14 protein-coding genes are annotated in these 12,925 nt (G+C 42.0%); 10 read left to right on the top strand and 4 right to left on the bottom strand.

Annotation, left to right across the window (positions count from 1 at the left end):
• Window positions 1–16 precede the first annotated feature (16 nt).
• Window positions 17–1,027: a glutamine synthetase beta-grasp domain-containing protein gene (locus FG28_RS01615; RefSeq protein WP_036379384.1), complete on the bottom strand. Its 1,011-nt coding sequence runs from the start codon at window positions 1,025–1,027 to the stop codon at window positions 17–19.
• Between the two features lie 212 nt (window positions 1,028–1,239).
• Here FG28_RS01615 and FG28_RS01610 point away from each other — a divergent pair, with 212 nt between their 5' ends.
• The 7 genes from FG28_RS01610 (at window position 1,240) to FG28_RS01580 (ending at window position 8,171) form a co-directional block, all read left to right on the top strand.
• The gene (locus FG28_RS01610; protein ID WP_036379382.1) at window positions 1,240–3,426 is read left to right on the top strand and encodes a glutamine synthetase III; all 2,187 of its coding nucleotides are present in this window, start codon (window positions 1,240–1,242) and stop codon (window positions 3,424–3,426) included.
• Between the two features lie 90 nt (window positions 3,427–3,516).
• Complete coding sequence (locus FG28_RS01605) at window positions 3,517–4,695, top strand: AIR synthase related protein (RefSeq protein WP_036379380.1); 1,179 nt, start codon at window positions 3,517–3,519, stop codon at window positions 4,693–4,695.
• Window positions 4,696–4,741: 46 nt separating this feature from the next.
• Window positions 4,742–5,197 carry a ubiquinol-cytochrome c reductase iron-sulfur subunit gene (locus FG28_RS01600; RefSeq protein WP_036379378.1) on the top strand — a complete coding sequence of 152 codons (456 nt, stop codon included), beginning with the start codon at window positions 4,742–4,744 and terminating at the stop codon, window positions 5,195–5,197.
• Window positions 5,198–5,216: 19 nt separating this feature from the next.
• Window positions 5,217–5,654: a thioredoxin family protein gene (locus FG28_RS01595; RefSeq protein ID WP_036379376.1), complete on the top strand. Its 438-nt coding sequence runs from the start codon at window positions 5,217–5,219 to the stop codon at window positions 5,652–5,654.
• A 35-nt stretch (window positions 5,655–5,689) separates the two neighbouring features.
• The gene (locus FG28_RS01590) at window positions 5,690–6,649 is read left to right on the top strand and encodes an FAD:protein FMN transferase (RefSeq protein ID WP_231562587.1); all 960 of its coding nucleotides are present in this window, start codon (window positions 5,690–5,692) and stop codon (window positions 6,647–6,649) included.
• A 9-nt stretch (window positions 6,650–6,658) separates the two neighbouring features.
• On the top strand, window positions 6,659–6,868 hold the full coding sequence (locus FG28_RS01585; protein ID WP_036379371.1) for a DUF4266 domain-containing protein: 210 nt from the start codon (window positions 6,659–6,661) through the stop codon (window positions 6,866–6,868).
• Between the two features lie 64 nt (window positions 6,869–6,932).
• Window positions 6,933–8,171 (top strand): DUF3570 domain-containing protein, encoded by a 1,239-nt coding sequence (locus tag FG28_RS01580; protein WP_231562586.1) that lies wholly within the window; start codon window positions 6,933–6,935, stop codon window positions 8,169–8,171.
• On the opposite strand, the gene FG28_RS01575 is transcribed toward FG28_RS01580, so the two are convergent.
• Window positions 8,158–8,817 carry an ATP-binding cassette domain-containing protein gene (locus FG28_RS01575; protein ID WP_036379369.1) on the bottom strand — a complete coding sequence of 220 codons (660 nt, stop codon included), beginning with the start codon at window positions 8,815–8,817 and terminating at the stop codon, window positions 8,158–8,160. The two genes, FG28_RS01580 and FG28_RS01575, sit on opposite strands and share 14 nt — an antisense overlap.
• Before the next feature lie 350 nt (window positions 8,818–9,167).
• Between FG28_RS01575 and prfA the strand changes: the two genes are divergently transcribed.
• Genes prfA through pyrF form a run of 3 tightly spaced genes read left to right on the top strand, consistent with a single transcriptional unit; the run spans window position 9,168 to window position 11,466 of the window.
• The gene (prfA, locus tag FG28_RS01565) at window positions 9,168–10,244 is read left to right on the top strand and encodes a peptide chain release factor 1 (protein ID WP_036379364.1); all 1,077 of its coding nucleotides are present in this window, start codon (window positions 9,168–9,170) and stop codon (window positions 10,242–10,244) included.
• A 29-nt stretch (window positions 10,245–10,273) separates the two neighbouring features.
• The gene (locus tag FG28_RS01560; RefSeq protein ID WP_036379361.1) at window positions 10,274–10,615 is read left to right on the top strand and encodes a hypothetical protein; all 342 of its coding nucleotides are present in this window, start codon (window positions 10,274–10,276) and stop codon (window positions 10,613–10,615) included.
• 26 nt (window positions 10,616–10,641) lie between these two features.
• Window positions 10,642–11,466, top strand: coding sequence for an orotidine-5'-phosphate decarboxylase (pyrF, locus tag FG28_RS01555; RefSeq protein WP_036379359.1), 825 nt, complete (start codon window positions 10,642–10,644; stop codon window positions 11,464–11,466).
• A gap of 1 nt (window position 11,467) precedes the next feature.
• Here the strand turns inward: pyrF and FG28_RS01550 are convergent, their stop codons facing one another.
• Window positions 11,468–11,662 carry a hypothetical protein gene (locus tag FG28_RS01550; protein WP_036379357.1) on the bottom strand — a complete coding sequence of 65 codons (195 nt, stop codon included), beginning with the start codon at window positions 11,660–11,662 and terminating at the stop codon, window positions 11,468–11,470.
• A 534-nt stretch (window positions 11,663–12,196) separates the two neighbouring features.
• Window positions 12,197–12,901 (bottom strand): DUF4197 domain-containing protein, encoded by a 705-nt coding sequence (locus FG28_RS01545; RefSeq protein ID WP_036379355.1) that lies wholly within the window; start codon window positions 12,899–12,901, stop codon window positions 12,197–12,199.
• Window positions 12,902–12,925 lie beyond the last annotated feature (24 nt).

Below are 12,925 nucleotides of genomic sequence, written 5' to 3'. Positions count from 1 at the left end.
AACTAATTTATATACCTTATACCTTAGCGGATTTAACGGTCTTGATGATTCTTGCCGCTACTTTGTAGGGATCGGCATTAGAAGCAGGTCTTCTATCTTCCAACCAACCTTTCCAACCTTTTTCAACGGTCATAATAGGAATTCTAATGGAAGCGCCCCTATCAGAAACACCATAGCTGAAATCCTTAATGGAAGCAGTTTCGTGCTTACCGGTCAAACGCTCGTCGTTAAACTCACCATAAACAGCAATATGCTCGGCAGTAACAGGTCTGAACGCCTCACAAATTTTCTCATAAATTTCTTTGGAACCAGCAGTTCTCAAAGTAGTGTTGGAGAAGTTGGCGTGCATACCGGAACCGTTCCAATCCCCTTTAATGGGTTTTGGGTGGTACTCAATGTAGTATCCGTAGCTTTCGGTCAATCTTTGAAGTAAGTAGCGGGCAACCCAAATTTCATCGCCTGCTTTTTTGGCACCTTTGGCGAATAATTGGAATTCCCACTGTCCAGCAGCAACTTCTTGGTTGATTCCTTCAAATTGAAGACCAGCTTCCAAACAAAGATCGGCATGCTCTTCAACAAGGTCTCTTCCCCAAGTATTTCTTCCGCCTACGGAACAATAGTATAGACCTTGTGGTCCTGGATAACCACCAACAGGGAAACCAAGCGGTAACAATGTGGCAGTATCCATGATGAAGTATTCTTGTTCAAAACCAAACCAGAAATCATCATTTTCATCATCGATTGTCGCTCTTGAGTTGCTTTCGTGTGGAGTCCCATCTGGGTTCATAACCTCGGTCATTACCAAAAATCCATTTTTTCGTGCAGGGTCTGGATAAATGGCAACAGGTTTTAGCAAACAGTCAGAAGAACCACCCTCAGCCTGTTTTGTTGATGAACCGTCAAAAGACCACAGTGGACAATCTTCCAACTTTCCGCTGAAATCTTCCTCGATCCTTGTCTTGCTTCTAATGTTGGCCGTTGGCTCATAACCATCCAACCATAGATACTCTAATTTAGATTTGCTCATAATTCTGGTAGTTATTTGTTCTCAAATTCACGATTGACAAAAATAGTTTTTTCATTGAATAATATGCATTTTGAAGGGTTAAAATCACAAACTACATCCTATTATTTATATTACCCCATATTTTAGGTAGGGTTGACTGAAAAAAAAGTATTTTTTAGAGGATTTATTATTAAATTGTTAATTGTAGCTTTGCGGAATTAATACAAATCAAGATGCCAAAAACAAGATTTCAGGCCTTGGCCGAAAGCCAAAGAAGGGAGCACAAAAACATAGAGGAATCGGGAAAGCGTTCAGAACTTTTCGGAAAGCAGGTGTTCAATGAAGAGAAAATGCTCCAATTTCTAACAAAGGAAGCTTTTGATAATGTAAAATCGGCCATATTCCAAGGTAGTAAAATCGATAGAAAAATAGCCGACCAAGTGGCAGAGGGTATGAAAGCGTGGGCCCTGTCCATGGGTGCAACGCACTATACCCACTGGTTTCAGCCCTTAACGGGCGCCACAGCGGAAAAACACGACGCCTTTTTTGATGTTTTGCCCGAAGGAAAGGCCATGGAAAAGTTTGGCGGTGCCCAGTTGGTGCAACAAGAACCCGATGCATCAAGCTTTCCCAGTGGCGGGATTCGAAACACTTTTGAGGCCCGTGGGTATACCGCTTGGGACCCAACATCACCAGCATTCGTCTACAAGACCACACTTTGTATCCCAACCATTTTTGTGGCTTACACCGGAGAGGCTTTGGACAACAAGGCTCCACTTTTGAGAGCATTGCATGCCGTAGATCAAGCGGCTACCAGTGTAGCCCAATATTTCGATAAAAACGTACGGAAAGTGTACGCCACCTTGGGATGGGAGCAAGAATATTTTTTGGTGGACAAGGCACTGGCCCAATCCCGATTGGACTTGACCATGACTGGTAGGACATTGGTCGGGAATTTTTCAGCGAAAGGCCAGCAATTGGACGACCATTATTTTGGGGTGATACCACCACGGGTCTTGAGTTTTATGAGCGATTTGGAAAAACAGTGTACCCAATTGGGCATTCCGGTTAAAACCAGGCACAATGAAGTGGCACCTAACCAGTTTGAGCTGGCCCCTGTCTTTGAAGAGGCCAACCTTTCCGTGGACCACAACCTCTTGTTGATGGACGTGATGGAAGAAATTGCGAGCAAGCATAATTTTAAGGTGCTCTTCCATGAGAAACCCTTCGCGGGGATCAATGGTTCCGGAAAGCACAACAACTGGTCTTTGGCCACGGATACAGGTGTGAATCTGTTGAGTCCGGGTACCACCCCCATGAAAAACCTTCAATTTTTGACTTTCTTTGTCAATACCATAAAAGCAGTGGATACCTACGAGGAACTGTTGCGTTCTTCCATTGCATCTGCCAGTAACGATCACAGGTTGGGGGCCAATGAAGCCCCGCCGCCCATTCTTTCCATATTTATTGGAAAACAATTGAGCGATGTGCTGGATGAACTGGAAGGCGTTTCCAAAGGAAAACTGTCCCCAGAGGAAAAAACAGAGCTCAAACTCAATGTGGTTGGTAAGATTCCTGAAATTTTGTTGGATAATACGGATAGAAACCGAACTTCTCCCTTCGCCTTTACAGGAAATAAGTTTGAAATGAGGGGGGTTGGGGCCAAGATGAATTGCGCCAAACCCATGACACTGCTCAATACCATTGTAGCCAAACAACTCACTGATTTTAAAAAAGAAGTAGATGCGCTGATTGACAAGAAAAACCTGAAAAAGGATGAAGCTGTCTTCAATGTTTTGCGGGAATACATTAAAACCTCCAAAAGAATCCGTTTTGAAGGTGATGGCTATGGGATGGAATGGCAAGAAGAGGCAAGAAGGCGAAAGCTAAGCTTCAATAAAAACACGCCTGAAGCCTTGCAGATAATCACCTCAAAAGAAAGTGTGGGGCTGTTCAAGGAAATGGATGTTATGAGTGAGGTGGAGCTCAAGGCACGGCAAGATGTGGAGTTGGGCGCCTATATTTTCCATATCCAGATTGAGGGAAGGGTATTGGGAGAAATGGTATACAATCATATTATTCCAGCAGCTATCCGATACCAAAACCTTTTGTTGGAAAATGTTGGAGGGTTAAAAGAGGTCTATGGTGCAGCCCACAAAAAGGTGGCCGAAAGCCAATTGAATTTGTTGGAACAAGTGGGGGAGCATATTCTAGAAATCAAGAAATTGACGGATGAAATGACGGATGCCCGAAAAAGGGCCAACGGACTTTCCACCATCAACAAAAAGGCGCAGGCCTATTGCAACAATGTAAAACCGTATTTTGATACCATCCGGGAACAATCCGATAAATTGGAAAAGCTCATTGCGGATGATCTTTGGCCTTTTACAAAATACAGGGAAATCTTGTTTACAAAGTAGAAAAGGGTATCTAAAGACCACTTTTCAAAAGTGCTTAACAACCTAGCCATGAATTGATGGTTTTCCGCTATTTTTGCCCAAACCAAGATTATGTCGTCGGACACCAGTAAAAGATATGCACAGCGCGGGGTTTCCGCCTCCAAGGAAGATGTGCACAATGCCATCAAGAATATAGACAAGGGCCTTTTTCCAAAGGCGTTCTGCAAAATTGTACCCGATTATTTAACAGGTAGCGCAAATCACTGTTTGGTCATGCATGCCGATGGTGCGGGAACCAAGTCTTCCCTGGCCTATATGTACTGGAAGGAAACCGGGGACATTTCCGTATGGAAAGGCATTGCCCAAGACGCCCTTATCATGAATGTTGATGATCTTATTTGTGTGGGTGCCACGGACAATATTATGTTGTCCTCTACCATTGGACGAAACAAAAACCTGATTCCTGGAGAGGTCATTTCGGCAATCATCAACGGTACGGAAGAATTGATTTCCGATTTAAATGAACATGGCATCACCATCCACTCCACAGGTGGAGAAACCGCCGATGTGGGCGATTTGGTACGGACCATTATTGTGGATTCCACGGTCACCGCCCGAATGGAACGTTCCAAGGTAATCGACAATGCCAATATTAAGGCAGGTGATGTTATCGTGGGGCTGGCTTCCTTTGGAAAAGCGACCTACGAAAGCGAATATAACGGGGGCATGGGCAGTAATGGACTAACCTCGGCCCGACATGATGTATTTGGGAAATATTTGGCTCAAAAATATCCTGAAAGCTATGATGCCTCGGTTCCTGAAGAATTGGTGTATTCCGGAAAAACAAAACTGACCGACAAAGTACCCAACGCTCCTTTGGATGCTGGAAAATTGGTGCTTTCACCCACCCGAACCTATGCACCTATTGTCAAAAAAGTATTGAAAAAATACAGAGCAGACCAAGTCCACGGCATAGTCCATTGCAGTGGCGGGGCACAGACCAAGATTCTTCATTTTGTGGAGAACCTGCACATCATAAAAGACAACATGTTTGAAGTTCCACCACTCTTTAAATTGATTCAGGAACAATCCGGTACCGATTGGAAGGAAATGTACCAGGTTTTTAACTGTGGACATCGTATGGAACTTTATGTGAATGAGCAAGTTGCGGACAGCATCATCAAAATTTCCAAAAGTTTTGATGTTGATGCCCAGATTATTGGTCGTGTGGAAGCTTCAGAAAGCAAAAAATTGACCATACAAAGTACGTATGGCAAGTTTGTGTATTAGCATACGAATCAGCGTATTTCAACGTTCTTTCTATAAACCTCTTGCTATGGAAAGAAAAGAATTTTTAAGAAGCTTGGGTGCAGGTGCAGCATTTGCCCTTATGTTTCCGTGTGCTCAAGGATGCTCCAAAGATGGTGAACTGGAAACTTTTCCGGTCTCGAATGGGGTTGACTTTACCATTGACCTGGACTCAGCGGAAGCAGCGCCATTGGCAAACAATGGGGGCTATATTTCGGTGAAATCTTCTCAAAGTCTCTCGTATTTTGATATTGTTGTGGCCCGAAACCTTCAAGGTGAACTTATTGCAGCAAGCAAAATTTGCAGTCACCAAGGAACCGAGGAAATACGATTCATTTCTGAGGATGGGGGTGTATTCCATTGTTCCACCCATCAATCCAGATTTGCACAAGATGGTACATCGCTCAATTTGAACACTACCAGTACCCCTTTAAAAATTTTTAGTACCGAACTCAATGGCACCACTCTTCGGGTTTTTGAGTAATCGGGTGAACCCAAATCATATGAAGAAGTTCTTGACCATAGCACTTTTAGCCCTTGTTGGAACCCTACATGCCCAAAAATGGCAGACCAGTTTTAACGATGCCGTAGATGTGGCCAATAAGGAAGACAAACCCATTGTATTGGTTTTTTCAGGGTCTGATTGGTGTGCTCCCTGCATCCGATTAAAGCGAAATATTTTGGAATCCGAGGAATTCAAAAGCTATGCTTCTTCGCATTATGTGCTCTATAATGCCGATTTTCCCCGAAAGAAAAAAAATCAACTTCCTGAAGATAAAACAGCAGTCAATAGAACATTGGCTGAAAAATACAATCCCAAGGGTTATTTTCCTTTGGTAGTGGTTTTGGACAAGAAACAATCCGTTTTGGGGAAGACTGGTTTTAATGTTAGGGCTACCCCTAAAAAATACATTGCTACCCTTAATGATTTTGTAAAATGAAAACGCTCCCTGTCCTTTTTTGCAGCCTTTTTTGCATGCTGTCTCAAGGACAGTTGGTGCAACGGGACATTACGGTGAAAAAGACCCTGAAGCTTATGGGCACCCGGTTTGAGATTACCGTGGTGGCCCCCAACGAGGAAATTGGCTATCTGGATATTGATGAAGCCGTTTCAGAAATAGAGCGGATAGAAAAAATGATTTCTTCATGGGACGAAGCTTCCGAAACTTCCAAAATAAATAAGAATGCAGGTATACAGCCTGTAAAAGTGAGCCCAGAATTGTTCAGCTTGATAGAACGTGCGATAAAAATCTCTGAAATCACAGATGGGGCCTTTGACATTACCTATGCATCCATGGACAACATTTGGAAGTTCGATGGTAGCATGGATCGTACGCCATCCGAGAAGGAAATTCAAAAATCCATAGCAAAAATCGGCTACAAAAAAATAATATTGAATCCAGATGAGCAAACCGTGTTTTTAAGCGAACCCGGTATGCGAATAGGATTCGGGGCCATTGGCAAGGGGTATGCTGCGGACAAGGCCAAGGAGCTTTTAACCTCCAAACAGGTCAAGGGAGGAATTATCAATGCTTCGGGCGATTTGACCACTTGGGGCACCAAGGTAACCGGCGAAAAATGGTTGGTGGGCATTGCCAATCCCCTTAGCAAGGACAAAGTGTTCAGTTGGCTGCCTGTAGTGGAATCTTCAGTGGCTACATCAGGCAATTACGAGAAATATATCACCCTGAACGGTAAAAAATATTCCCATATCATTGACCCGCGCACTGGATACCCTACTACGGGCATCAACAGTGTGTCGGTTTTTGCCAAGCATGCCGAACTGTGTGATGCCCTGGCCACGGCGGTTTTTATCATGGGAAAGGATACTGGTATCCACATGATCAATCAGATTGACGGGGTGGAGGTAGTTGTGGTGGATTCAGACAATAAAATACACAAGAGTTCGGGAATCATTTTCGACACGAATCCGTAAATTTAATGCATGGGAAAACTTCTTTTTTTCTTTCTCCTTTTAATTTTTTCCAGTTCGTGTGTTGCGGTTCGGGAATATGAGAAGGTGTACGTGAACGATGTTGAGATGCAACTGGGTGCAAGACCTTCAGAACGTTTTGAGACCAATTTACATATCTATCGCGAAGCTTCATCAGGGGCCAATGGGGGAAAAACAGGAGGTGGTTGTGGATGTAATTAAGATATCAGTTTCAATGACCAACAACCTCAAGAAAGTTTGGGTACTAACTCTATGCATCTTTTGCATGTTTGCCGGATGGGCACAGCAGACCGATACTTCCTATAAAAGAAGGGTATTGGAGACCAGTGAAATTGATATGTTGTTCAGTTATTATGATCAGGACGGGCAGCATGCCGCCGTTACTGGTGGAGAGGGCACTGAAGAATTGACCGACGCCACCTCCACATTGGTTTTGCGCATGCCCATGAACGAGGATGACATTCTTACGGTGGATGTGGGATTGTCTGCGTACACTTCCGCATCGTCCAGTAACGTAAATCCGTGGGATGGGCGTAGGGAAGGCAACCCTTTTGATGCTTCATCGGGCGAATCTAGAAAAGACCTGTTGGCCTATATCAACCCCAGTTACCAGCACAGTTCGGAGGACCGTAATTCCATTTGGAGTGCCAATATCTATTTTTCTTCAGAATACGATTATTTTTCTTTTGGTTTTGGAGGAAGCTATACCCGATTGTTCAATGAAAACAACACAGAGCTTACACTGAGCAGCCGTGTTTTTCTGGATAAATGGAATGCCATATATCCTATAGAGCTTAGGGATGGTTTTTTTGATGATAGGATTACGGGTAGTGGAACCTACAATCCCAATTTTACGGAATTTGGAAAGGAAAATCGGAACTCTTACACACTATCATTTGGTTTTTCACAGATTTTGAGCCAAAAATTGCAAGGAGCTTTGTTTGTGGACCTCGTTACGCAAACCGGACTATTGAGCACCCCATTTCAACGAGTGTACTTTTCGGACAACAGCGACTTTTTCATTGAGGATTTTCAATTGGCCGATAATGTGGAGCAGCTACCGGACAGTCGGTTAAAGGTTCCTGTTGGGGGCCGTTTGAACTATTATGTGAACGATTTGTTGGTGTTGCGGTCCTATTACCGCTATTATTGGGATGATTGGGGGATAACCTCACATACGGCAAGTCTTGAAGCGCCTTTTAAATTAACGGACAGGTTTACGTTGTATCCTTCGTATCGCTATTATACCCAAACCGCTGCAGATTATTTTTATCCTAAGGAGACAGCCTTGTCATCTTATGAGTTTTACACATCAGATTACGATTTATCCGGATATGATGCCCATCAGTATGGTTTGGGCATTCAATACAAGGATATTTTTGCCAGCACCCGGATTTTCAACTTTGGGTTAAAGACCATCGACCTGCGTTTTAGTCAATATGACCGTAGTGATGGGCTCAATGCATTTATTATTACCTTGGGGACCACCTTTATCGGGAATTAGGCATGGTGTAGCCTTCGTTTTCCAAATCCTTAATACCCTTTATCAATTTGGAGTGTCCGTTGGTGAGAAAATAAGTATTGTCGCTAACTTCAAGAATATCTTTATAAAAATGGTCGGTGATTAAGATGATTCTATCCTTTTTTTGTTCTGCTATAATGGATTTTATCTTTTCAACATAAAGTGGAGAGATAAAGGAAAAAGGCTCATCAAGGAAGATGATTTTTTTGTTCTGATGTAAAATTAGGTAGGTCTCCAAAACTTTTACTTCCCCACTAGATAGCTCGGAAATAGTTGGGTTCTGGTAAATTTTAAAGCTCTCGAATGTTTTCGAGAACTGGTCCCAATCTACTTCAAAAAGGGTGAAGGCAGTTTGCACTTTCATTGTTTTGGGTAAGAGCGGATGTTGAGGTAGGTAAGCTACTTTGTTGATCAGAAAAAGGTTCTTCCGAATGACCTTGCTATCTATCCGAACAGATTTATACTTTGGAGTCAAACACCCAAATATGATTTTAAGGAGCGATGTTTTGCCAGAACCATTCCTTCCCAATATTCCTGTCACCGCCCCTTTTTTTGCACAAATGTATATGCCTGACAGAATCCGTTTTGTACCGAAGTTCAGTTCTATGTTGTCTACTTCAAGAATCATTAAAAAAAGATAAAATAAATGAAAATTGATATGATGAGGTCAATCAAAAAAGAGAGCCCAAAAAGTTGCATTTTGGAAAGTCCAAAATTGTTATAGAAAATCAACCTCTGTTTTGATTTGTCATCCAGAAACTTGAGAAAATAGCCCCCCAATAACAATGTCTTAACGCACACTACTGGAAAAAGGGAAATCCCCAAAATGAACAAGAGAATAGTGATAATGTTGGATATAACAAAAATAGTCTTATAGAACAGAAAGACAAGCCAGTACGTTTTGAGTCGGAACAATAACAAAGGCATTTACTAAATGTACAAATTAATCGTAAATTCGCAGTCTTAGTGGATGGACATATGCTCGATAAACTCAACATTGTTAAACAACGTTTTGATGAGGTCGCAGACCTTATCATTCAGCCTGATATTATTTCAGACCAACAACGGTATGTCAGGCTGAACAAAGAATACAAAGACCTTAAAGTACTGGTCGATAAACGGGACCAATACATAGAACTTACCAATAATATCAACGAGGCAGAGGAGATCATTTCGGATGGCAGTGATGCTGAAATGGTGGAAATGGCAAAAATGCAGTTGGAAGAAGCCAAAGGAGCCATGCCTAAATTGGAAGAGGAAATCAAATTTCTACTGATACCAAAAGATCCCGAGGATGAAAAAGATGTGGTGATGGAAATCAGGGCTGGAACGGGAGGCGATGAAGCCAGTATTTTTGCTGGGGATTTGTTCCGAATGTACACCAAATATTGCGAGTCCAAAGGTTGGAAGACCAATATCATTGATTTGAACGAAGGAACTAGCGGCGGGTATAAAGAAATCCACTTTGAAGTCACCGGGGAAGATGTGTACGGTACGTTAAAGTTTGAAGCAGGTGTACACCGCGTACAACGTGTGCCACAGACCGAAACCCAAGGAAGGGTGCATACCAGTGCGGCAACCGTTATGGTAATTCCTGAAGCTGAGGATTTTGATGTACAGATAGACCCAAAGGATGTCCGTATAGACTATTTCTGTTCTTCGGGGCCTGGTGGACAATCGGTTAACACCACCTATTCCGCGGTTCGGTTGACGCACGTTCCTACTGGGATTGTGGCCCAATGCCAGGATGAAAAATCACAGCACAAGAACAAGGACAAAGCTTTCAAAGTGCTACGTTCTCGTTTGTACGACATGGAATTGGCCAAAAAGCAGGCAGAGGATGCGGCCAAACGAAATTCGCAGGTGAGCAGTGGAGACCGTTCGGCAAAGATCAGAACGTACAATTACCCCCAAGGTAGGGTCACCGATCACAGAATTGGGCTTACACTTTATGATTTACAAAATATAATGAACGGCGATATCCAAAAAATTATAGATGAGCTGATGTTGGTGGACAACACCGAGAAGTTGAAGGAAGCGTCAGAGATATTTTAACCATAATTGAAAAAATAAAAACCTCAATCATGAAAAGAACTGCTTTACTGTTAAGCATCTTAATGTTTCTTCAGAGTTGTCAAGTATATAAAAGTGTTGATGTATCAGAGATTAAAGAAAACCGGACGTACAGAATTCATCTAGAAAGTGGACAACATGTACAAGGGGAGTGTGAAGGAATAGAAGGGGAACAAATAGCTATTAGGGTTAATGAGAATATTGTTGAATTCCCTAGAACGAATATAAAAAGGGCGGAACAACATAAAGTTTCGGTCGTAAAAGTAGTAGGAGCTGCTATATTGATTACGGCAGGGGTTTTTTTAATGGTGGATATTGCTAAAAAAGATAAATCTTCCATCAATAACCCTTAACCCACAACTGGTATAGAAATCTAGTAATGGATATAATTAAGCTCATTGAACAAATCAGTATAAAAAAATCCTTTCTCTGTGTGGGTCTGGATACTGATTTGGAAAAAGTTCCCAAGCATCTTTTAACCGAAGAAGACCCCATATTTGCTTTCAACAAGGCCATTATTGATGCCACCCATCCCTATTGTGTGGCCTACAAACCCAATATTGCGTTTTATGAAGCCTATGGCCTGCAAGGATGGACATCGTTGGGGCGCACCATGGACTATTTGAATGGAAATTATCCGGAAATTTTCACCATAGCTGATGCCAAACGTGGCGATATTGGCAATACCTCTACCCGATATGCCAAAGCATTTTTTGAAGCCCTGAATTTTGATTCAATCACCATTGCTCCTTACATGGGAAGGGATTCTGTGGAGCCCTTTTTAGCATTTGGGGATAAGCATACCATTTTATTGGCATTGACATCCAACCAAGGAGCTTTTGATTTTCAAACCAAAAAAATAGAGGGGCAGGAACTTTATAAAGAAGTTCTGATGGTTTCCAAAACGTATGCCAATGCTGAACGGTTGATGTATGTGGTAGGAGCTACAAAGGCAACTTATTTAAAAGAGATCAGGGAGATTGTACCAAACAGTTTTCTACTGGTTCCCGGAGTAGGGGCGCAAGGAGGAAGTTTGCAAGAAGTGTGTACGTATGGAATGACCAAGGACGTGGGGTTATTGGTCAATTCATCCCGTGGAATTTTATACGCTTCAACAGGTGATGACTTTGCAGAGGCTGCAGCGGAGCAAGCCAAGAAAATACAGGTTGAAATGGAGGTTGAATTAGTGAAAATCCGCAAGTAATTCAGCCTAAACTCTCCAATACTTTTTTGATGCTTTGTGCTTTTCTCTTGAAAAACTCAACCAAGTGCGTATCGCTGTTGGACACATTGGCCGCTTTTTCAATAAAATTTTTATACCTGAACTCCAAAATGGAAATTGCTTGACTGCCGCTGGTGATTGGAGTAACAGTTCCAACCCTACAATACTGATTATTCATAGCTCAAATTTTGTTCTAACAAAGATACGTTGAAAACGCAGCGATGGATTACGGAGAAACTTGATATACGTCTAGAAATCAGGTTATTTATCTAAAAATTAACAGAATCACTGCTAGCTTCACCATTATATTACCTTTTTGGCATAAAAAATTAACGTTCATTCAAAAGACCTTGACTTCCTAAGAATATAAAAAGGATGATGGTAAAATATACAGCAACCGAATCACTTCAAAAATAACATTGGGACCGTTCGGCAACATTGGGAGGTGTTACAAGACAAAGAAGCAACCATAGCCTTTGACGGACTATACAAGCCAAAAGAGCACTTTACCACAAAAAAACCGGTGCGAACACCGGTTTAAACTAACTAACTCAAAAAAATGCTAACTCAGATAACTTCTGTTTACAAAATTCCTGTTTAACCTTCAGGTCAAGGTTAAGTTAACTTTAGGAATTTGTTATAATTGTCTCGCTGAATTGAATTTATAACGACAACATTTTGAACTTATTGCATTATTCTAAAAAAATTATGATTAATCTTGAAGAGCAAACACCCTTTTTAACAAATCTGTCGTTCTAGAAGAAATTTTAGTCCTTATTTCTTGCTCTTCCACCGCGATCATGGTGTATACACCCTCAAGTGCCTCATTGGTGGTATAGTCTGTTAAATCCGGGTTTACATCATTGGTAAGGGGCAGGTTGTTGTATCGGGTAATGATGTTGCTCCAGATTTGGTCAGCACCAACTTTTTGAAATGAATTCTTAATTATTGGATTGAACTTGTTGTAGAGTTTGGACTTTGTGGAATTTTCCAAATATTGCGTTGCGGCGTTGTTGCTTCCCAAAAGAATCTGACGTGCATCAGTAAAGGTAATTCCCTTGACGGCATCAACAAAGATGGGAGTTGCTTCGCCAACAGCGTCCTCGGCGGCCCTGTTAATGATTCTTAGACCTTCATCCGCCAGATTGCCAAGTCCAACATCACGCAGTGTTTTGTCCACTTTTTGTAATTCTTCGGGCAGTAGAATTTTAACCAGTTCATTGCGGAAGAACCCGTTCTCCAGAGCCAGTTTGTTCACTTGTTTTTCAATACCCATATTTAAGGCTTCCCTGAGCCCTTGGGCAATTTCAGCATTTCCGATTCCAGTAGGTCCTTGGGGCAATTGGTTCACAACTTGTTGCAGTTCCGTACACCCAACAAGCTGAAAAACCAATACGCATAGCAGTATTTGTTTCATGGTAAATTTTTTATAGTTAGGGTG

The organism is Muricauda sp. MAR_2010_75 (assembly GCF_000745185.1).
Lineage (GTDB): Bacteria > Bacteroidota > Bacteroidia > Flavobacteriales > Flavobacteriaceae > Flagellimonas.
This window is presented reverse-complemented; position numbering and strand designations above follow the sequence as displayed.

What these genes read in the sequence shown, in the direction of transcription:
- FG28_RS01615 (WP_036379384.1), bottom strand. Translation starts at nt 1,027, where the DNA reads ATGAGCAAATCTAAATTAGAGTATCTATGGTTGGATGGTTATGAGCCA.
- FG28_RS01610 (WP_036379382.1), top strand. Translation starts at nt 1,240, where the DNA reads ATGCCAAAAACAAGATTTCAGGCCTTGGCCGAAAGCCAAAGAAGGGAG.
- FG28_RS01605 (WP_036379380.1), top strand. Translation starts at nt 3,517, where the DNA reads ATGTCGTCGGACACCAGTAAAAGATATGCACAGCGCGGGGTTTCCGCC.
- FG28_RS01600 (WP_036379378.1), top strand. Translation starts at nt 4,742, where the DNA reads ATGGAAAGAAAAGAATTTTTAAGAAGCTTGGGTGCAGGTGCAGCATTT.
- FG28_RS01595 (WP_036379376.1), top strand. Translation starts at nt 5,217, where the DNA reads ATGAAGAAGTTCTTGACCATAGCACTTTTAGCCCTTGTTGGAACCCTA.
- FG28_RS01590 (WP_231562587.1), top strand. Translation starts at nt 5,690, where the DNA reads ATGCTGTCTCAAGGACAGTTGGTGCAACGGGACATTACGGTGAAAAAG.
- FG28_RS01585 (WP_036379371.1), top strand. Translation starts at nt 6,659, where the DNA reads ATGGGAAAACTTCTTTTTTTCTTTCTCCTTTTAATTTTTTCCAGTTCG.
- FG28_RS01580 (WP_231562586.1), top strand. Translation starts at nt 6,933, where the DNA reads ATGTTTGCCGGATGGGCACAGCAGACCGATACTTCCTATAAAAGAAGG.
- FG28_RS01575 (WP_036379369.1), bottom strand. Translation starts at nt 8,817, where the DNA reads ATGATTCTTGAAGTAGACAACATAGAACTGAACTTCGGTACAAAACGG.
- prfA (WP_036379364.1), top strand. Translation starts at nt 9,168, where the DNA reads ATGCTCGATAAACTCAACATTGTTAAACAACGTTTTGATGAGGTCGCA.
- FG28_RS01560 (WP_036379361.1), top strand. Translation starts at nt 10,274, where the DNA reads ATGAAAAGAACTGCTTTACTGTTAAGCATCTTAATGTTTCTTCAGAGT.
- pyrF (WP_036379359.1), top strand. Translation starts at nt 10,642, where the DNA reads ATGGATATAATTAAGCTCATTGAACAAATCAGTATAAAAAAATCCTTT.
- FG28_RS01550 (WP_036379357.1), bottom strand. Translation starts at nt 11,662, where the DNA reads ATGAATAATCAGTATTGTAGGGTTGGAACTGTTACTCCAATCACCAGC.
- FG28_RS01545 (WP_036379355.1), bottom strand. Translation starts at nt 12,901, where the DNA reads ATGAAACAAATACTGCTATGCGTATTGGTTTTTCAGCTTGTTGGGTGT.